Annotated in this window: 19 protein-coding genes; 11 read left to right on the top strand and 8 right to left on the bottom strand. The window is 67.0% G+C overall.

The features are described from left to right. Position 1: 1 nt before the first annotated feature. From AC6LJW_RS18625 to AC6LJW_RS18590, 8 genes are all read right to left on the bottom strand, one after another. The gene (locus tag AC6LJW_RS18625) at positions 2 to 2086 is read right to left on the bottom strand and encodes a DUF4387 family protein (protein ID WP_498087952.1); all 2085 of its coding nucleotides are present in this window, start codon (positions 2084 to 2086) and stop codon (positions 2 to 4) included. Positions 2087 to 2219: 133 nt separating this feature from the next. Beyond that, positions 2220 to 3146 (bottom strand): LysR substrate-binding domain-containing protein, encoded by a 927-nt coding sequence (locus tag AC6LJW_RS18620; RefSeq protein ID WP_056568414.1) that lies wholly within the window; start codon positions 3144 to 3146, stop codon positions 2220 to 2222. 13 nt (positions 3147 to 3159) lie between these two features. Then, positions 3160 to 3588 carry a VOC family protein gene (locus AC6LJW_RS18615; RefSeq protein ID WP_056568420.1) on the bottom strand — a complete coding sequence of 143 codons (429 nt, stop codon included), beginning with the start codon at positions 3586 to 3588 and terminating at the stop codon, positions 3160 to 3162. A 160-nt stretch (positions 3589 to 3748) separates the two neighbouring features. Beyond that, on the bottom strand, positions 3749 to 4348 hold the full coding sequence (locus AC6LJW_RS18610; RefSeq protein ID WP_056568423.1) for a nitroreductase family protein: 600 nt from the start codon (positions 4346 to 4348) through the stop codon (positions 3749 to 3751). Between the two features lie 210 nt (positions 4349 to 4558). Further along, on the bottom strand, positions 4559 to 5089 hold the full coding sequence (locus AC6LJW_RS18605; RefSeq protein WP_056568426.1) for a hypothetical protein: 531 nt from the start codon (positions 5087 to 5089) through the stop codon (positions 4559 to 4561). A 73-nt stretch (positions 5090 to 5162) separates the two neighbouring features. Further along, the gene (locus AC6LJW_RS18600) at positions 5163 to 6128 is read right to left on the bottom strand and encodes a Bug family tripartite tricarboxylate transporter substrate binding protein (protein WP_056568430.1); all 966 of its coding nucleotides are present in this window, start codon (positions 6126 to 6128) and stop codon (positions 5163 to 5165) included. Positions 6129 to 6172: 44 nt separating this feature from the next. Continuing rightward, positions 6173 to 6658, bottom strand: coding sequence for a DUF3237 domain-containing protein (locus AC6LJW_RS18595; protein ID WP_498087951.1), 486 nt, complete (start codon positions 6656 to 6658; stop codon positions 6173 to 6175). Next, complete coding sequence (locus tag AC6LJW_RS18590) at positions 6655 to 7920, bottom strand: flavin-dependent oxidoreductase (RefSeq protein ID WP_056568434.1); 1266 nt, start codon at positions 7918 to 7920, stop codon at positions 6655 to 6657. Before AC6LJW_RS18590 ends, AC6LJW_RS18595 begins: the two co-directional genes overlap by 4 nt. 133 nt (positions 7921 to 8053) lie before the next feature. Here AC6LJW_RS18590 and AC6LJW_RS18585 point away from each other — a divergent pair, with 133 nt between their 5' ends. The 11 genes from AC6LJW_RS18585 to AC6LJW_RS18535 all read left to right on the top strand — a co-directional run bounded on the left by AC6LJW_RS18585 (position 8054) and on the right by AC6LJW_RS18535 (position 19772). Beyond that, entirely contained in the window at positions 8054 to 8545 is a 492-nt protein-coding gene (locus AC6LJW_RS18585) for a MarR family winged helix-turn-helix transcriptional regulator (protein ID WP_056568437.1), read from the top strand. A gap of 118 nt (positions 8546 to 8663) precedes the next feature. Next, complete coding sequence (locus AC6LJW_RS18580; protein WP_498087950.1) at positions 8664 to 9800, top strand: NAD(P)/FAD-dependent oxidoreductase; 1137 nt, start codon at positions 8664 to 8666, stop codon at positions 9798 to 9800. A gap of 43 nt (positions 9801 to 9843) precedes the next feature. Continuing rightward, entirely contained in the window at positions 9844 to 10242 is a 399-nt protein-coding gene (locus AC6LJW_RS18575; RefSeq protein ID WP_056568441.1) for a RidA family protein, read from the top strand. A gap of 118 nt (positions 10243 to 10360) precedes the next feature. Then, positions 10361 to 11806, top strand: a complete 1446-nt coding sequence (locus AC6LJW_RS18570; RefSeq protein ID WP_498087949.1) for a M81 family metallopeptidase — start codon at positions 10361 to 10363, stop codon at positions 11804 to 11806. Positions 11807 to 11875: 69 nt separating this feature from the next. Next, positions 11876 to 13447 carry an ABC transporter substrate-binding protein gene (locus AC6LJW_RS18565; protein WP_427986311.1) on the top strand — a complete coding sequence of 524 codons (1572 nt, stop codon included), beginning with the start codon at positions 11876 to 11878 and terminating at the stop codon, positions 13445 to 13447. A 52-nt stretch (positions 13448 to 13499) separates the two neighbouring features. Beyond that, a complete protein-coding gene (locus AC6LJW_RS18560; RefSeq protein WP_056568448.1) occupies positions 13500 to 14435 on the top strand; it encodes an ABC transporter permease in 936 nt (311 codons plus the stop codon). A 13-nt stretch (positions 14436 to 14448) separates the two neighbouring features. After that, on the top strand, positions 14449 to 15324 hold the full coding sequence (locus tag AC6LJW_RS18555) for an ABC transporter permease (RefSeq protein ID WP_498087948.1): 876 nt from the start codon (positions 14449 to 14451) through the stop codon (positions 15322 to 15324). A gap of 8 nt (positions 15325 to 15332) precedes the next feature. Beyond that, positions 15333 to 16340: an ABC transporter ATP-binding protein gene (locus AC6LJW_RS18550; RefSeq protein WP_498087947.1), complete on the top strand. Its 1008-nt coding sequence runs from the start codon at positions 15333 to 15335 to the stop codon at positions 16338 to 16340. 8 nt (positions 16341 to 16348) lie between these two features. Beyond that, positions 16349 to 17350, top strand: coding sequence for an ABC transporter ATP-binding protein (locus AC6LJW_RS18545; protein WP_498087946.1), 1002 nt, complete (start codon positions 16349 to 16351; stop codon positions 17348 to 17350). 38 nt (positions 17351 to 17388) lie between these two features. After that, on the top strand, positions 17389 to 18849 hold the full coding sequence (locus AC6LJW_RS18540) for an N-acyl-D-amino-acid deacylase family protein (protein WP_498087945.1): 1461 nt from the start codon (positions 17389 to 17391) through the stop codon (positions 18847 to 18849). After that, positions 18846 to 19772 carry an N-carbamoyl-D-amino-acid hydrolase gene (locus AC6LJW_RS18535; protein WP_498087944.1) on the top strand — a complete coding sequence of 309 codons (927 nt, stop codon included), beginning with the start codon at positions 18846 to 18848 and terminating at the stop codon, positions 19770 to 19772. The genes AC6LJW_RS18540 and AC6LJW_RS18535 overlap by 4 nt, the downstream gene beginning before the upstream one ends. Positions 19773 to 19856: the final 84 nt, after the last annotated feature.

Here is a 19856-nt window from a genome sequence, read left to right as displayed (position 1 = left end):
GCTACAGCGCCGACGCCATCGCCAGCCGTTCCGCGTAATGCGGTATCGACAGACGCTCGACGACGGCCTGCTGTTGCGCGCCGAACACGTCGCGCTCATCCGGCGAAGCCGAAATGTTCGGGCGGTCGATGGTCAGCTTGATGGCGTTGCAGCTATCCACAAAGAACGTGCCGACCACGCGCTCGGGCGCCACGCCCAGCACCCGAGCCACGTTGGCCGGGCAGAACACGTTCGAGCGCAATGCGGCCTCGTAATCGGCGGCCGAGTTGAACACTATGTCGAACGTCAGCCGGTTGATGCCCGCGTCCTTGCTGCGGACCACCACGGCCATGTCGAGCAGCGGCTGTTCGCGCTGGGGCGTGCCTTCGGGCGGCGCATCGGCGATCAGGGACAGCGTGCGATCGTCCAGGTTGCCCGTGTATTCCGTGATGCCGATGTCGTAATACCGCGGCCGGCCGGATCCGCTTTCCGTCCACGTTGCGCCGTTGGCGCGGAAGTACGTGATCGGGAACATGCGGTTCTTGATGATGTCCTCGTTCAGCAGCAGGTGGTACAGCGTCCATTCGTAGGCATCGCCGGCATCCATGTCCAGCCGCGAGCCGTCGCGCGCGGCGGCCAGCGAAAGCAGACGTTGCAGTTCCGCGTGATGGCGATCGGCAAGCACGCGAGGATCCCGGTCGACGGTGCGCACCAGCGCGACCGGATGGCTCGCGTCTGCCTCATGGATTTTCCACGTTGCGGCGCGCAGCGCGTCCGGAAATTCCGCCTGGACCAGCGTGATGACCGCGTCCTTGATCATCGGGTAATTGGCCTGAAATACCGGATCGCGCGTGCCGCTGGGAACCACTGCGCCGTACTGCCCGTCCTCGCGCCGGAAGCTCACCAGATTGGGCGACAGCGGATAGGCGATGTTGCCGGCCGTGGCCTTGCGGCCCGCGTAACCATAGTGGATCAGATAGTGGGTCAGCAGGCTGGCCAGCGTTTCGGCGGCCTGCGGCGTCGCCGCGCACGTTTCGACGATCAGGCCCAGCTCCTTTTCGCCCTCGCGCAGCGGTACGGCCTGGACGCCATTGCGGCCATAGACCAGCACGTCGCCAGGCACACGCGGCAGGTCCGCGGGATCCAGGTGAACCAGCGACACCTTGCGCTTGCCCAGCCGCCGCGCGCCCTCCAGCTTGATGCTCCACGGCCATGGCTTGCCGGCATGCACGAACTGGCTGTTGCGGATGCCGGCGGTGCGGGCGTCGCGCGCGAAGAATTCCGTGTGTTCCATCGCCAGGATGCCTTCGGGATAGAACTGCAGTTGCGGATGGCTTTCCTCGTAGAGCGAGTGCGCCGCAATCGAATACGGCGTGCAGCGCCGTCCCGAGTCCGGCGCCACGAAAAGCGCCGTGCCGTCGTCGTAGATTTCGGCGACCAGGCAATCGGACGGCGAGCCCGGATCGCAGGCCAGCGCGCCGCATTCCAGCACGTGGCCAACGTGGTACGCCAGACCCGGGTCGATGCCGCGGCGGATCATGTCGGACGCGAACAGCGCGATGTCGCACGCGCGGCCGGCCAGCACATACTTCGCGCCGCTTTCCAGCGCGGTGATGAGAGGATGCACGCCCATCTGACCCACGATGGTGCTCTCTTCGAGCGCCGCTGCATCCAGCTCCGGCCCGGCGCCCGTGGGCCGAAGCGCGCCCGCGCGGAATTCGCGGATCACGCTGGCCGGGTCCAGCTCGGACCGGATGACCGCCACGGTTCGGTCCGTCACCCCCAGCTCGTCAAACACTTCCTTGGCGACGTCGATCATCCAGTCCAGGTTGCGGTTGCCGCCCGCCATGCCGCAGCTTCCCAGGATGACCGGACCCTCGATGCGTTCGCCCGCCTCGACCATGTGGCGAAAGTCCGCCTTCACGGCCTCGCGTTCGAAGTACTCGGTTCCCGTGCCCAGGTAATAGGGGCCGGCGTCCATCGATCCCGCATCCGAGATCACGGCGTCGATCCGCCCTTCCAGCGCCTTTTGCAGCGATTCACGGGGAAATCCATATCCCAGCGCGCCGCACGCGGACACCACGCGATAAACCAGCTTTGCCATCATCACTCTCCAGTTCTGCAGGTCGCAGACATTGCGGTTGCTGCATGGGAGTGAAGATTGCGCCTGCCGGCGAAACAGAAAAAATACTATGTTGATATGCGGGTATCGGCCGCGGATATGGCCTTTTGGCGGCCCGTCAGGAAGGCAGAGGCTCCGCGCCTGCCAGACCTTTTTCCTGCACGTGCTGCATCACGAACTCGCTGAGCAGCGTGCGCACCGCTTCGGCGGGCGGCGCCAGCGGCACGTCATTGGACGCAATGACCGCCGCCGTCAGATAAACCGGCGGTTCGATCAGCACGGCGGACACCATCGCGTTGCCCGGCTGGCCCGAGAAGTCGCCCAGCGGCAGGATGGTGTGGCCGATGCCCGCCTGCACCGCCGACAGCATGCCGGAAAAAACCTCGGTTTCCGCCACCACCTGCGGCGTGATGCCGGCCTCGGAAAACAGCCGGTCCAGCAGATTGCGCGTCATGTTGGGATGCGCGGGCAGGATGAGCGGCATGTCGGCCAGTTGCTCGAAGCGCATGGCGGACGGCCGGCGCCCGGGCTTGCGCGGGCTGATCACGAAAAGCCGTTGCCGGAACAGCGCTTGACGCGCAAAACCCGTGGTCGGTTCGTCCTCGAACACCAGCGCCAGATCCAGCGAACTGTCACGGATGCGGACGCCCAGCTGACCGCTGGCATCGCTGCTGAAGCGCAGGCTGATCTTGGGCAGCGCCGTGCGGCATTTTTCCATCAGTTCGCCGGCCAGAAACGACGCCAGCGTGGACGACATGCCGATGCGCACCACGCCCTGGATGTCGCCGCTGAGCGAGCGCACGATCTGCGGGATGCGCTCCATGCGGCTCAGGATGGAAGCGGCTTCCGTGTAGAGCGCGGCGCCCGCGGCCGTGGGACGCGCGCCCCGCGCGCTGCGATGCAACAGCGTTACGCCCAACTCTTCTTCCAGTGCCGCGATCTGCTGGCTAAGCGCGGGCTGCGCCACCGGGATGAGCGCCGCTGCGCGGGAAAAACTGCCCGCCTCAACGATCTTCACGAAGTACCGGAGATGGCGCAGCTGCACGGAAACGCTCCGGTCAGAATGTCACGGTGACCGATGGCGCGCTGCGCTGGGCTTCGCCATGGAACACGGCTTCGATGTTGTTGCCGTCCGGATCCAGCACGAAGGCGCCGTAGTAGCCGGGGTGATATTCGCGAAATCCCGGCGCGCCGTTGTCCTTGCCGCCGTGGGCCAGCGCCGCCTTGTAAAACGCGTCGACCATCGCCTGATCGCGCGCCTGAAACGCAAGATGGTGGCGTCCCGTCAACTGGCCCAGCGCGGCCTGGCTGTCGGCCGATGAGACGAAGAGCTCGTCCGCCCAGAAATAATCGTCGGCCGTGCCGCCCATTGGCACCTCGAGCGCATCGAACACCGCCTGGTAGAAACGCTGGCTGGCCGGCAGGTCGCGCACAACAAGCTGAATGTGATCGATCAGGCGGCCGCGATGGATCTCGTTGGTCTGCATGACGACTCCTTCCTGGTGGGGTATCGGTCGACTATAGCGCCATCCGGTGCGGCCGATATGGGGGCTCGATCAAATGACAAGGCCCGCATTGCCCTGCCGGGCAATGCGGGCCTGAAGACCGCGGTCATGTGGGGCGTGCGCGGCACCCCCCCGGGCTCGATCAGCCAAACACGCGGAAGCGCTCGGCGTCGTCCATGAAAGCCTTGTCGCCGAAACCGGCTTCGTTCGAGCCAAACGGCATCTGCGCGCGCAGCTTCCAGTAGGCGGGAACGTTCCATTCGCGCGCGACGGCGGCGTCGATCAGCGGGTTGTAGTGCTGCAGGCTGGCGCCGACGCCGGCGTTGGCCAGCGCGGTCCACACGGACAACTGGGCCATGCCGCCCGATTGCTCCGACCAGACCGGGAAGTTGTCGGCGTACAGCGCAAACTTTTCCTGCAGGCCGCGCACCACGTCCTGGTCTTCGAAGAACAGGATCGTGCCCACGCCGGCGGCAAAGCTCTTAAGCTTGGCTTCGGTCTTGTCGAAACCTTCGGCGGGCGCAACCTTGCGCACTTCTTCCGTGGCCAGGTTCCAGAGCTTGTCGCTTTCGGCGCCAAACAGAATCACGGCGCGCGAGCTTTGCGAGTTGAAGGAGGACGGGCTGTGCTTGATCGCGTCCTGGATCAGCGTGGTCAGTTCTTCCTTGGAGGCCGACAGGTTGCGGCCCAGCGAATACTGCGTGCGGCGCTGCTTGAGCGCTTCGAGATATGCGTTGCTCATTATTTGACCTTTCGACCAGTAGATAGAGATGACGATGGAAGGCATTCTACCGGCTCGACCATGACGCGAATACCCGTTCAAACGCACTTTGGCTGGAACATACTGTTCCACAGGTGATGCCAAAGGGGCCGAAACGTGCGATCTGCGCGAGCAATCGGCCGCCTTCGGGTGGCCGCCTCCCGACGGCCCGCCTTTAGTCGTTTGGTCTCGTCAGAGGTCCATGTCCAGGACGCGAGTCACCGTATTGCAGGAAGCGCACTGGCCCGCCACGATCAGGTTGCTGAAGAAGTTCTGTACCGTGTCCGGGTCTTCGTCCCAGAGCTCGTCCGTGCCGTCGTAGTCGAACTGCGCGAAGACGCTGAACCGCGTGCCCTGGCAGGCGGGGCATGCAAAGGCCTGGGCCGCTCCCTCGCCGCGGATCTTGGCCGAGCAATCCAGCTCGCCGTGGTAGCCGTGGATGTCGCTGTCGAACACCACGACGCCATCCGGCGCGCCGTCCCATTTGACCGCCAGCGGAGAGACGAACTCGTAGTCCTGGACGTGTTCGTTGTAATCGCGCAGGTCAAACCCGAAGATCTCCCCCGTCTGCGCCCCGTCCGCGCCCAGCAGGCGGAACGCGACAGCGACCTCGCCCCGATCCTCCACGAGCAGCGGCACGGGCGCGGTGCGCACGCCGTCCAGGCAACGGGGCGGATGGGAAAGGACGTGATCGTATGTGGGATCGGATGTGGGATCGGACATGCAGCGGGTCTCCTGTGAAGCACGAAGATTGAAGAACCCGTGACTATAGACAATTGCCGATCCCCTCGATCCGTCAGTCGGCGCGGAACCCCGTCGCCTTCACCACGTCGGCCCAGCGCTTCGATTCCGCCGTCAGCAAGGCCTGCAGCGCCTGCCGGTCCGAGCCCACCACGACGAATCCCGCTTCGCCCAGCGTCTTCACGGCGGCCGGCTGGCGCAGCGCGGCGGCGCTGTCGGCCTGCAAGCGGGTCAGCACGGCGTCCGGCGTGCCGGCCGGCGCGAACAGCGCGAACCACGCGCCGAAGTTCACCGCCGGCAGGCCGCCCTCCGCGAAGGTCGGCACGTCAGCCAAAGCGGGCGAGCGCTTCGCGCCGGTGGTGGCCAGCGCGCGCAGCTTGCCGCCCTGCACCTGAGGTGCGGCCAGCGCCGTCGTCACGAAGGCCGCCTGCACGCCCCCGGACACCAATCCCGACACGGCATCGCCCGTCGACCGGTAATGGATCGCTTCGATCTTCAAGCCCGCCTCGCGCGCAAAAAGCTCCGCGCCGAAATGGCCCGGCGTGCCCGCGCCGAAGGTGGCAAAGTTCACGCGGTCCGGCGCCTTTTTCGCGGCATCGACGAAGGCCGCCAGGTCCTTGTAGGGCGAGCTGGCCGGCACCACCAGCACGAAGTCGGCACGCACCACCTCGGAAATCGGCGCGAAATCGCGGGGCGGATCGTAGTTCAGGTTGCGGTAGGTGGCGGGCGAAATGCTGATGGAGCCGACTTCGCCCAGCAGCAGTGTCTGGCCGTCGGCCGGACTGCGCGCGACCGTCTGCGCGGCAATCTGTCCGCCCGCGCCGACCTTGTTTTCCACCACCACGCTTTCGCCCAGCAGCGGTCCAAGGTGCTGGGACAGTGTGCGGGCGACGATGTCCGGCCCCGTGCCGGGCGGAAAACCCACGTTCAGGCGCACCGGCCCATTGGGAAACTGCGCGGCTGCCGCAAGCGGCAGGCACAGCATCAAACCGCCCAGCAGGCGGCGCAACATCGTTTGCATGGTTGTCTCCTGGTTTTTTTAATGCCGCGGCGGCTGCCGCGGGTTCAGCAAATGCGATAGAAGCGCAGTTCGACGCGGTCGGGATAGCGCGCACCGGTGCCGATGAACAGGCTTTCGTTCATCCAGCCGAGCGCGGGCGACGACGTCTCAAAGCGGGGATAGCTGCGAAAGTAGATGCGCGCCGGATCGACGGCTTCGCCGCGCGCCAGCCGCGCGATGTCCTCGGCACTGCCCGTGCGGATGCCGGTGTTCTCGACATACACGCGCTCGCCCGCGGGCGTCTCGATCACGTAGCGCGCGTGAATGTCCGTGAACGTGGCCGAGCGGATGATCTGGAAGTCCGCGCCACCGGGCAGCACTTTGCCGGACAGGCGCGGGCCTTCGACCGTGCCGCCGGTGATCGGGATCACGCGGCGCCGGCCCTGCGGCGTATCGCCCACTTCCTGCGGCGCGCCCACGTCGACCACGACGGTGGTCACGTGTTCCAGCCTGGGCGCTTTGGGTTCATTGATGGCATCGGGATCGCTCATGGTTTTTCTCCGCGGGCAAGGCGCAGCGCGGCGGGGTCAAAGCCCGCCAACTGCTTGTAGCGCAGCGACACCGCCGCCAGTTCTTCGCCCGATATCACGTCATTGATGTCCGCGAAGCCTTGCGGCGCTCGTTCTTCGGCCATCTGCATCACCTGCTCGGGGCCGTTCAAACGGTTGCGCAGCACGATGCCGGCGGTGCGCGGCAGGCGTTCGGCCTCGTACTCCAGAAGCGCGATCTCTGCCGAGCGCGCCTTGCCACGCTCGGCCTGATCCAGCCAGTCAGCCAGGCAGCGTGCGTCCAGGATTGCCTGGGCGGATCCGTTGGAGCCGATGGGATACATCGGATGTGCCGCATCGCCCAAGAGCGTGATGCGGCCGCGCGTCCAGCGCGGCAACGGGTCGCGGTCCACCAGCGGAAATTCGTAGATCGCCTCGGCGCCGTCGATGATGGCAGGGATGTCGATCCAGTCCCAGCGCCAATCGGCAAAGCGGTCTGCGAAGACGGACTTGTCGACCTTGCGGTTCCAGTCGGTGGCGGGCAGTTCCGCGCCGGGGATCGACAGCTCGGCGATCCAGTTGATGAGCGAGCGGCCTTGTTTGCGCAGCGGTTCGGAGATCGGGTAGCAGACGAATTTCTGGTCCTGGTGCCCCGCCATGAACATGCTGCGCCCGTCCAGATACGGCGGCGCCTCGGTCACGGCGCGCCACAGCATGCGCCCGGAAAACCGCGGATCGTCCCCCACCGGATGCAGTTGACGGCGCAGCGCCGAGTGGATGCCGTCGGCGCCCACCAGGATGTCGCCGTGCACGGTCTGCAGCACGTTGTCCGCGCGGCGGCGGAACTGCGCGTGCACGCCCCCCGCATCCTGGCTGGCCGATTCCAGCACCATGCCCGGCACGATGGCATCCGGCCCGAGCCGGTCGCGCACGGCCTGCGCCAGCAGCATCTGGAATTCGCCGCGATGCACGGAAAACTGCGGCAGCGGATAACCGGCCTGCAGGCCGCGCGGCTCGCGCCAGATCGGCTGGCCAAGCTTGTTGTAATAGTGAAGCTGCGAGGTCTCGATGGCGCGTTCGGCCAGCTCGGGCATGAGTCCCAGCTGTTCGATCTCGCTGACCGCGTGGGGCAGCAGATTGATGCCGACGCCCAAGGGCCGCAATTCCTGCGCGCTTTCATAGATGCGGCAGCCGATGCCGCGCCGATGCAGCATCAGCGCAAGGGTCAGCCCGCCGATACCGGCGCCGGCAATGACGATTTGCATGTCTACTCCTGGTCTTATTTGTTATGCAACATAACAAAATCGCCGTGCATTTCGCACGAGGGATTTCCCGCAATCCGGTGGCGCGGCGGCGACGCCTGCATTAGTGTTGAGGCCCGTACGCGATCCGCCCCCAATGTCCAGAGCCTCCGCCCCACACCCTCGCCGCCCTGCTGCCCGCGGCGAACACTTCGATCCGCATGTGCCCGGCATACAGTACGGCGCCCTGGACGACCTGGTCGGCTACGCCATCCGCCGCGCGCAGATACTGATCTACGAGGACTTCCTGGCCGCGCTGGCGCCGTGGGACATCACGCCGCAGCGCTACTCGGCGCTGACGCTGATCGCCGCGAACGAAAACCTCAAGCTCACCGACCTGGCCCGCATCCTGGGCATCGCGCGTTCGGGCGCGGTGCAGATCGTCAACCAGCTGCAGGAACTGGGCTACGTGGAACGCCAGGAGGCCGAACGCGACCGGCGCGCCTACGCGTTGGCCATGACGCCGGCCGGCCATGACGCACTGGCCGCCATCACCGAGGCCGTGCAAGCGCACGACGCGCGCATCAGCGGAAAACTAGGCGCGGCGGATCGGCGCAAGCTGATCGGGTTGCTGGGCAAGCTGGGCTAACGCGCCCCCGATATCGCGCCTTTGCCCCCAATCCGGGCATTCCCCTATTACCTCGGCGCCGTCAAAAAACTATCGTATTCGAGAATTATCAAATAAGAGAATTCTCGCTTCCGACAAAATGACTGCTGAAACCCTATACGACTTTGCCGTGGTCGGCGCCGGGATCGCCGGCGCCTCCGTGGCCTACCGCCTGAGCGCCTCGGCGTCCGTGGCAGTGCTGGAGCGCGAATCCCAACCCGGTTATCACTCCACCGGCCGCTCCGCGGCCATGTTCATGGAGACCTACGGCACCTCGCAGATCAAGGCGCTCACGCGCGCCAGCCGCGCGTTCTACGAACATCCGCCGGAAGGCTTCTGCGAGCATCCGCTGCTCAGTCCTCGCGGCGTGCTGTACATCGCAACGCCAGATCAGAAGGACCTGCTGCAGGATGCGTTCGAAGATTTTCACCATCAGTCGCCCAACGTCACCCTGATCGACGCCGCGCAAGCGGTGGCCCGCGTGTCCTGCCTGCGCGAAGACCAGCTCTGCGGCGCTATCGAAGAGCCCGATGCGCGCGACATCGACGTGCATGCCCTGCACCAGGGCTTTCTGCGCGGCATGAGCCGCCAGGGCGCCGTGCTGCACAACAACGCCGAACTGGTCCGCGCCGTGCACGAGAACGATGTCTGGACGCTGAGCCTGGCCGATGGCCGCCAAATTCGGGCGCGCGCAGTCGTCAACGCCGCGGGCGCATGGGCCGACCACATGGCTGCCCTATGCGGGGCGGCTCCCGTCGGCCTGCAACCCTGCCGCCGCACTGCCTTCACCTTCAGCGGTCCGGACGACGTGGATTTCTCGCACTGGCCCGCCGTGGTCGGCGTGGACGAAAGCTATTACTTCAAGCCGGACGCCGGACAGCTTCTGGGCTCGCCCGCGAATGCCGACCCGGTCGACGCGCACGATGTCGTGCCCGAAGAGCTGGATGTGGCCACCGGCATCTACCGCATCGAAACCGCCACGACGCTGACCATTCGGCGTCCGAAGCACACCTGGGCCGGCCTGCGCTCGTTCGTGCGCGACGGCGATTTCGTCGTGGGCTGGGACGCGGCCACGCCCGCCTTCTTCTGGCTGGCTGCGCAAGGCGGCTATGGCATCCAGACCGCGGCGGCCACGTCCGAGCTGGCGGCCGCGCTGCTGACGCGCCAGCCCCTTCCCGATCACCTGCACGCGCACGGCGTCAATGCCGACGCCGTGCGGCCCGAGCGCCTGCGCTAATCCGGCTTTCGACAACCGAGACCCCGATCACCGAGACCCCGACATGACCGCCATCACCCGTTACCCCAGCCCCCTGCCCATGCCCTTTTCGCGCGCCACCCAGGCGGGCGGCTTCCTGTTCCTGTCCGGCCAGATCCCGTTGGACGCCGACGGCCAGGTCGTGCGCGGCGACATCACCGCACAGACCCACGCCGCCATCGAGCGCATCAAGGAAACGCTGGCAATGGCCGGCGCCAGCCTCAAGGACGTGGTACGCGTGACCGTGTGGCTGACCGATCTGGCGCTGTTCGCGCAATTCAACGAGGCCTACCGCAGCCATTTCCCGTCCGATTTCCCCTCGCGCTCCACCGTCGAGGCCAAGCTGGCCTTGGACGTGGACGTCGAGATCGAAGTGCAGGCATGGCTGGGCGACGCCCAGGCCAAAGGCCCCGCGGCCGCCTGACGCCGTATTGGTTCGATTGCATGACACCGCCAGGCCCACGCCTGGCGGGGCGACACCCCCAAGCGCGCGCCCCGATGCCCGCGCCCTCAAGCCCCCACTTTTGCGCGGAGCGTCATTCATGAAAATCTTTTCCGGGTCCCTGGCGACCGAAACGAACACCTTTTCCCCCATCCCGACCGGCCTGGCCTCCTACCGGGCGCGCGGCTACTACCCCGCCGGCCAGCATCCGGACCGCATGCAGATGTTCTCGGGCCCGCTGTGGGCCGCGCGCCAGCGCGCCGCGGGCAAGGACTGGACGCTTATCGAGGGCCTGACGGCGGGCGCAACGCCGGCCGGCGTCACCACCCGCCACGCCTACGAGACGCTGCGCGATGAGCTGCTGGACGATCTGCGCCGCGCGGGCAAGGTCGATATCGCGCTCTTCGGCCTGCATGGCGCCATGGTCGCCGACGGCTACGACGACTGTGAAGGCGACCTGCTGCGCCGTGCGCGGGAGATCGTCGGCCCCGGCACCGTGATCGGCGCCGAGCTCGACCCGCACTGCCACCTGACCGATGCGATGGTGGAGAGCGCCGACTTCCTGGTCTGTTTCAAGGAATACCCCCACACCGACATCCTGGAACGCGCGTTCGACCTGGTCGACCTGTGCGTGGCGCGCGCCGAAGGCCGCATCAACCCCACGCGCGCGATCTACGACTGCGAGATGATTTCCATCATGCACACCAGCCGCGAGCCGATGCGCAGCTTCGTGGACCGCCTGCTCGCGATGGAGGGCAAGGAAGGCGTGCTATCCGTGTCCATCGCGCACGGCTTTCCGTGGGGCGACACGCCGGACATGGGATCGAAGGTGCTGGTCTATACCGACGGCGACGCCACGCAGGCCGAGGCGCTGGCGCGCACGCTGGGCGAAGAGATCATCGGTTTCCGCGACCAGCTTGCGCCGCCCTACCCCGGCGCGGACGAAGCGCTGGATGAGGCGCTGGCGCACAAGGAGTTTCCGGTGGTGCTGGCCGACTCGGCCGACAACGCCGGTGGCGGCGCGCCCAGCGATGCCACCTTCATCCTGGAACGCGTGCTGGCGCGCGGCATCACCGACGTCGCCACCGGCCCGTTCTGGGATCCGGTTGCGGTGCAGCTGTGCTTCGAGGCGGGCGAAGGCGCGCAGATCAAGCTGCGCGTCGGCGGCAAGGTGGCGCCGGTGTCGGGCCAGCCGCTGGACCTGGACTGCGAGATCCTGGCGCTCAAGCGCGACGCCGTCATGACCGGCTTGGCCGGCACGCCCGCGCTGCTGGGCGACGTTGCCGTCGTGCGCACCGGCGGCGTGACCCTCGTGATGACCACCTCTCGCACCCAGGCGATGGGCACCGACCTTTTCACGCAGTTCGGCGTGGACCTGGCCGCGATGAAGCTCATCATCGTGAAGTCGTCGCAGCACTTCTACGCCTCGTACTCGAAGGTGGGCCGCCACGTCATCTACGTCGAGACGCCGGGCGCCATCACGAATGACCTCAACACGCTGCCATTCTTCAAGCGCAAGCTGCCGAAATGGCCGTTCAAGGCCTGAGGCCGGGGCCCATGACCAACCACCATTGCTGCCCATGACCGGCAGACCAGAACCAACAAGGGGAAATCCATGATCAGACGTTTCAGCCTGCTGGGAGCCGCGGCGCTCCTGGCCATGAGCGCCGCGACCGGCGCGCTCGCCCAGACCAAGACGCTGCGGCTGGTGCCGCACGCGGACCTGAAGACGCTGGACCCGCTCTTCAACACCGCCTACATCACGCGCAACCACGGTTACATGGTGTTCGACACCCTGTTCGCCCAGGACAGCAAGGGCCAGGTCAAACCGCAGATGGTGGACACCTGGACCAAGTCCGAAGACGGCAAGACCTGGACCTTCACGCTGCGTCCCGGCCTGAAATTCAACGACGGCACGCCGGTGACGGCCGAGGACTGCATTGCGTCGATCCAGCGCTGGGCAAAGAAGGACACGCTCGGCCAGGCCATGATGGCGGCCGGCGCGGAATTCGCCGCCACCAACGAGAACACGTTCACGCTGACGCTGAAGGAGCCCTTCGGCCTGGTGCTGGATGCGCTGTCCAAGCCCTCGGGCATGCCGCCCTTCATCATGCCCAAGCGGCTGGCCGCCACCGATCCGAACACCCAGGTCACCGAAATGGTCGGCTCGGGCCCGTTCCTCTTCAAGCGCGATGAATGGGTGCCCGGCAACAAGGTCGTCTACGTGAAGAACCCGGCCTACGTGCCGCGATCCGAAGCGCCGGACGGCCTGGCGGGCGGCAAGAACGTCAAGGTGGACCGCGTGGAGTGGGTCTACATCCCGGATGGCAACACCTCGACGGCCGCGCTGATGAACGGCGAGGTCGACATGATCGAACAGGTCACGCCCGACTTCCTGCCGGTGCTGGAAACCAACCCGGACATCACGCTGAGCACGTCGGTCGCTTCGCAAGGCATGGTGATTCTGAATTCGCTGCATCCGCCGTTCAACAACCCGCTTGCGCGTCAGGCCGTGTACTACCTGGTCAGCCAGAAGGAAATGCTGACCGCGATGGGCTACCCGGACAAGTACCGCGTGGACTACTGCGCCACCATGTACATCTGCGGCTCGCCCCTGGCGACCGACGCGGGCGCCGCGCCCTACGCCAAGACCGATCCCGCGCGCGCCAAGCAACTGCTGCAAGAGGCCGGCTACAAGGGCGAGAAGGTGGTGCTGCTGTACCCCACTGATCACCTGAGCGCCCCCGCGGTCATGGTGCTGGCGCAGAACCTGAAGAAGGCTGGCGTGAACGTGGATCTGCAGTCGATGGACTGGGCCTCTCTGGCCGGCCGCCGCCTGAAGAAGGATCCGCCCGCCCAGGGCGGCTGGAACATCTTCCTGACCTGGGGCGGCTACTTCGACGCCAGCACGCCGGTGACCAACCCCTGGCTGTCCGCCGCCTGCGGCAACAGCCTGCCGGGCTGGCCGTGCGACAAGGAACTGGACACCCTGCGCACCAGCTGGATCCGCGAGACGGACGCCGCCAAGCGCAAGGACCTCGCCGCGCAGATCCAGGCGCGCGCCTACCAGACGGTGCCGTACGTGATGTGGGGCGAGTTCAAGCCTGTCTTCGCGGTGCGCGGCTTGAAGCAGACCGGTCTGATCGAGTCCGGCATTCCGGTGATGTGGAACATCGAGAAACCGTAAGGCAGACGCCGGGCGCCGCACGCGCCCGGCCGCAAGCCGGGGGGAATCCAGCGTGAAATTCATCCTGCGCCGCATCGCGGCCGTCATACCCGTCATGGCCGTCGTGGCCGTCGTGGTCTTCCTGCTGATACACCTATCGCCGGGCGATCCCGCGGCAGTGATCGCGGGCGACAACGCCACCGCCGACGACGTCGAAAAAATCCGACAGAACCTGGGACTCGACAAGCCGCTCCTGCAGCAGTTCGTCATCTGGATCAGCCATATTGCCGTGGGCGACCTGGGCACCTCGATGTCCACGCAGATGCCCGTGTCTCAGCTCATCGCGCAGCGCATGGGCCCGACGATCTCGATCGCGCTCTTCACGATGCTGTTTGCCGTGCTGGCGGCGATTCCGCTGGGCGTGCTGGCCGCCTGGAACGCCGGCAAGTGGCTGGACAGGCTGGTGATGGTGGGCGCGGTCTGTGCGTTCTCGGTCCCCGTGTTCCTGATCGGCTACAGCCTCGTGTACGGCTTTTCCATCAAGCTCGGCTGGCTGCCGGTGCAGGGTTACAAGCCGCTGGCCGATGGCCTCGTGCCTTACTTGCGCCACCTCGTGCTGCCCTGTCTGTCGCTGGGCCTGGTCTACATGGCGCTGCTCACCCGCATGACGCGCGCCACCATGCTGGAAGCCCTGTCCGAAGACTACATCCGCACCGCGCGCGCCAAGGGCCTGTCGTCCGGACCCGTCGTCTGGCATGCGCTGAAGAACGCCGCCAATCCGATCATCACCACGATCGGCGTGGGCGTGGCGCTCCTGATCGGCGGCGTCGTCGTGACCGAGACCGTGTTCGCGATCCCCGGCCTGGGCCGCCTGACCATCGACGCCGTGCTGCGCCACGACTATCCGGTCATTCAGGGCGTGCTGCTGGTGGCCTCGGGCATCTACGTGCTGATCAACCTGCTGGTCGACCTGAGCTACCGGCTCTTCGATCCCCGCATCCGCTACTGAGAAGAGGCAACGCATGAACACGACCACCCTGCCGCTTCCCGCCGCGCGCCCACGCCTGCGGCGCGCCTTCCGATCCGTGCGCCGCCACCCCATGCTGTATGCGGGCGGCGCGATCCTGCTGGCGCTGGCCGCCATCGCGCTGGCCGCGCCGTGGCTGGCCACGGTCGACCCGCAGGAGATCAATCCGATGGCGCGCATGAAGCCGCCGTCGGCGGAGCATCTGTTCGGCACAGACGCGCTGGGCCGCGACGTCTATTCGCGCACCGTCTGGGGCGCGCGCATTTCCCTCCTGGTCGGCATCGTGGTGGCGGTCGTCTCCACGGTTGCCGGCGTGGTGCTGGGCATGATGGCCGGTTACTTCCGCCGCATCGACGCCCTCATCATGCGCATCATGGACGGCCTGATGGCCATCCCCGGCGTGCTGCTGGCCATTGCGCTGATGGCTACGCTGAAGGGCGGCCTGGGCACCGTCATCATCGCCATCGTCGTACCCGAAGTGCCGCGCGTCGTGCGCCTGGTGCGGGCGCTGGTGCTGACCATCCGCGAACAGCCGTACATCGAGGCCGCCGTGTCGGTCGGCACGCGTGTGCCGTCGATCCTGATGCGCCACATCCTGCCCAACCTCTTCGCGCCGCTGATGGTGCAGGCCACGTTCATTGCGGCCTCGGCCATCCTGACCGAAGCGGTGCTCAGCTTCCTGGGCGTGGGCATCCCGCCGCACATTCCGAGCTGGGGCAACATCATGGCCGAAGGCCGCAACTTCGTGGCCGTGGCGTTCCACATCATCCTGTATCCGGGCATCTTCCTGGGCGTGGCCGTCCTGGCCGTCAACCTGGTCGGCGACGGGCTGCGCGACATGCTCGATCCCCGCCTGGCCAAGAAGCTGTAGGAGCGCACATGCAAACCCAACCCGTCCTGCGCGTGCAAGACCTCACCACCTGTTTTGACGGCGACGACACCACCGTGCTGGCCGTCGACAAGCTCTCGTTCGACCTCCTGCCCGGCGAAACGCTGGGCCTGGTCGGCGAATCGGGCTGCGGCAAGAGCGTCACCTCTTTGTCCATCATGCGGCTGCTGCGCGCCCCGGGGCGCGTCGCGGGCGGCAGCATCGAATTCGACGGCCGTGACCTGCTGGCGCTGCCCGAGAAATCGATGCGCGCCATCCGCGGCAACCAGATTTCGATGATCTTCCAGGAGCCCATGACGTCGCTGAACCCCGTCATCTCGGTGGGCAAGCAGATCAGCGAATCGCTCATGCTGCACCAGGGCCTGTCGCGCCGCGAGGCGCTGGTGCAGGCCGAGGCGCTGCTGGACCTGGTGCAGATTTCTGATCCGGCGCGCCGCGTGCGCGAGTATCCCTACCAGCTCTCGGGCGGCATGCGCCAGCGCGCCATGATCGCCATGGCGCTGGCCTGTCAGCCCAAGGTGCTGATCGCCGACGAGCCCACCACGGCGCTCGACGTCACCATCCAGGCGCAGATCCTGCACCTTCTGCGCGACATCCAGGCGCGGCTTGGCACGGCCATCGTGCTGATCACGCACGACCTGGGCGTGGTCGCGCAGATGTGCCAGCGCGTGATCGTCATGTATGCCGGCCGCAAGGTCGAGGAAGGCAGCGTGGACGACGTGCTGGACCGTCCGCAGCATCCGTACACGCAGGCGCTGATCCGTTCGCTGCCCGACTTCGTCGACGGCCAGGACCACACAGCCCGGCTGGCCGAGCTGCCCGGCATCGTGCCCGTCAGGACGCCCGCGTCGCGCGGCTGCGCCTTTGCGGCGCGCTGCCCGCAGGCCCTGCAGCGCTGCACCGAGGAAGCGCCGTCCGCCACCGACATCGGCGCCCGCCACCGCGTCTGGTGCTGGGCGCGCCAGGACGCCCCCGCGCCCGCCGCCCTGACCGCGTGAGACCTGCCATGAACCTGCACGACATTCCGCTCACGTCTTCCGCGCCCGCGGCCACCGCCGCCGTGCCCATGCTGGAAGTCATCGGCCTGAAGAAACACTTTCCCGTGGACAGCGGGCGCGGCGCCAAGGTGCTGCGCGCGGTCGACGGCATCTCGCTGTCGGTGCCGCGCGGCCAGACCCTCAGCCTGGTCGGCGAATCCGGCTGCGGCAAATCCACCACCGGCAAGTGCCTGATCCGCCTGACCGATCCCACTGAAGGCCGCATCCTGCTGGAAGGCGAGGACCTCGCCAAGATGAACAGCAGCCAGTTGCGCGCCATGCGCCGCCGCATGCAGTTCATCTTCCAGGACCCGTTTTCGTCGATGAACCCGCGCATGCGTGTGCGCGACATCATCGGCGAGCCGCTGCGCAACTTCGGCCATGGCCGCGAGGCCATCCGCGAACGCGTGGCGCAACTGCTGGCCCGCGTCAGCCTGCGGCCCGACGCCGCCGACAAGTATCCGCACGAATTTTCGGGCGGCCAGCGCCAGCGCATCGTGATTGCGCGCGCCCTGGCGCTGGATCCGGGCCTCATCGTCTGCGATGAACCTGTGTCGGCGCTGGACGTGTCGGTGCAGGCGCAGGTCATCAACCTGCTGATGGACCTGCAGCGTGATCTAGGGCTGACCTATGTGTTCATCTCGCACGACCTGAGCGTCGTGCGCCACATCAGCCACCGCGTGGCCGTGATGTACCTGGGCAAGATCGTCGAGATCGGCACCCGGGATGCCATCTTCGACCGCCCAGCCCACCCTTACACCCGCGCGCTGCTTGCCGCCGTGCCGTCCGCCCGTCAGGGAGAACGCAATCCCGTCGAGGTCCTGAAGGGCGAAATTCCCAGCCCGCTGTCGCCCCCGTCCGGATGCGCGTTCCGCACGCGCTGCCCCATGGCACAGCCACGCTGCGCCGAAGAAACGCCCCAGCCCCGCCAGATCGCCACCGAACAGCAGGTCGCCTGCCACTTTGCCTGATCCCCGCATTGCCTGATTCCATCTAGCCGGAGAACTGCATGTCCCAGCCCGACACCACCCCGTTCGACTACATCCTCGCCGGCGGCACCGTCATCGACGGCACCAACGCCCCCGGGCAGCGCGCCGACGTGGGCGTGCGCGGCGACCGCATCGCCGCCGTGGGCGACCTGTCCGGCAGCGCCGCGCAACGCCGCATCGACGTGACGGGCAAAGTGGTGGCGCCCGGCTTCATCGACTCGCACACGCACGACGACAACTACCTGCTCAAGCGCCGCGACATGACGCCCAAGATCTCGCAGGGCGTCACCACTGTCGTCACGGGAAACTGCGGCATCAGCCTGGCGCCGCTGGCCCACGCCCACGCCAGCCCGCCCGCGCCGCTGGACCTGCTGGATGAAGGCGGCTCGTACCGCTTCGAACGATTCTCCGATTACCTGGACGCCCTGCGCGCCACGCCCGCCGCCGTCAACGCCGCCTGCATGGTCGGCCACTCCACGCTGCGCGCCGCCGTCATGTCCGACCTGCAGCGCGCCGCCACGGCGGGCGAAGTGCAGGCCATGCAGACGCTGGCCGACGATGCGCTGGCCAGCGGCGCCATCGGCATCTCCACCGGCACGTTCTACCCGCCGGCAGCCCAGGCCACCACCGAGGAAATCATCGAGGTCTGCCGCCCGCTCAACACGCACGGCGGCATCTACGCCACCCACATGCGCGACGAGGGCGAACACATCGTGGCGGCACTGGAAGAGACCTTCCGCATTGGCCGCGAACTGGACGTGCCGGTCGTGATCTCGCATCACAAGGTCATGGGCCAGCCCAACTTCGGCCGCTCCGCCGAGACCCTGCCGCTGATCGAGGCCGCGATGGCCAAGCAGGACGTCTCGCTGGACGCCTACCCCTACGTGGCCGGCTCCACCATGCTCAAGCAGGACCGCGTGCTGCTGGCCGGCCGAACCATCATCACCTGGTGCAAGCCCTTTCCCGAACTCAGCGGCCGCGACCTGGACGAGGTGGCCGCCGAACGCGGCAAGTCCAAATTCGACGTGGTGCCCGAGCTGCAACCGGCAGGCGCCATCTACTTCATGATGGACGAGCCCGACGTGCAGCGCATCCTGAAGTTCGGCCCCACCATGATCGGCTCGGACGGCCTGCCCCACGACGAGCGCCCGCACCCCCGCCTGTGGGGCACCTTCCCGCGCGTGCTGGGCCATTATTCGCGAGACCTGGGCCTCTTCCCGCTGGAGACCGCCGTGTGGAAGATGACCGGCCTGACCGCCGCCAAGTTCGGCCTGGCCGAGCGCGGGCAGGTGCAGCCCGGTTACTTCGCCGACCTCGTGGTCTTCGACCCGGCTACAGTGGCCGACGCCGCCACCTTCGAACGCCCCACCGAACGCGCGGCGGGCATCCACTCGGTCTACGTCAACGGCGCGCCCGTCTGGCAAGACCAGGCCTTCACCGGCCAGCACGCTGGCCGCGTGCTCGCGCGGAGCGCCGCATGAGCGCTCGCAAACTTCATCTGGCCGTCGCGCAGCTCGGTCCCGTCCAGCGCAGCGACACCCGGGTTCAGGTCGTGCGCCGGCTCATCGACCTGCTGGAAGACGCCCACAGCCGCGGCGCGGCCTGGGTGACGTTCCCGGAACTGGCGCTGACCACGTTCTTTCCGCGCTGGTCGATCGACGATCCCGCCGAGGTGCAGGCGTTTTTTGAAACCGAGATGCCGGGGCCATTGACCCGCCCGCTGTTCGACGCGGCGCGCGACAAGGGCATCGGCTTCTACCTCGGCTACGCCGAGCTGGCGGACGGCGTGCAATACAACACCAGCATCCTCGTCGGGCGCGACGGGCAGATCGTGGGCAAGTACCGCAAGATCCACATCCCCGGCGACGCGCAAGCCGTCGACGGCGCGCCCCTGCAGCACCTGGAAAAAAAGTACTTCGCCGTCGGCGACCTGGGATTTCCGGTATGGCAGACCCCGGACGCCGCCATCGGCATGTGCATCTGCAACGACCGGCGCTGGCCCGAAACGTTTCGCGTCATGGGCCTGCAGGGCGTGGAGGTCATCATGGCGGGCTACAACACCCCGTCCGGCTACGTGCAATGGAACGAGCCGATCCACCTGCGCATGCACCACCACCTGCTGTCGCTGCAGGCCGGCGCGTACCAGAACGCCTGCTGGGTGGCCGCCGCGGCCAAAGCCGGCGTCGAGGAAGGCAACCCCATGATCGGCGGATCCTGCATCGTCGCGCCCACCGGAGAAATCATGGTGCGCACCTTTTCCGAGGACGACGAGGTCATCAATTTCGTCTGCGACCTGTCGGTGTCGGATCACTACCGCGCCAACATCTTCAACTTCGCCGCCCACCGCCGGCCCGAGCACTACCGGATGATCGTCGAACGCACCGGCGCCCAGCCCCCCGCCTGACCCGGCCAACCCCTTACAATCCGGCTACACGCGGCGGGGCTTGCGGGCCCTGCCCCAGCCCTCAACCCTATAAGCCAGACCGCT

The organism is Achromobacter sp. 1012554356, assembly GCF_059760815.1.
Note: the sequence above shows the minus strand (reverse complement) of the source record. Positions and strands in the feature narration are given on the sequence as shown.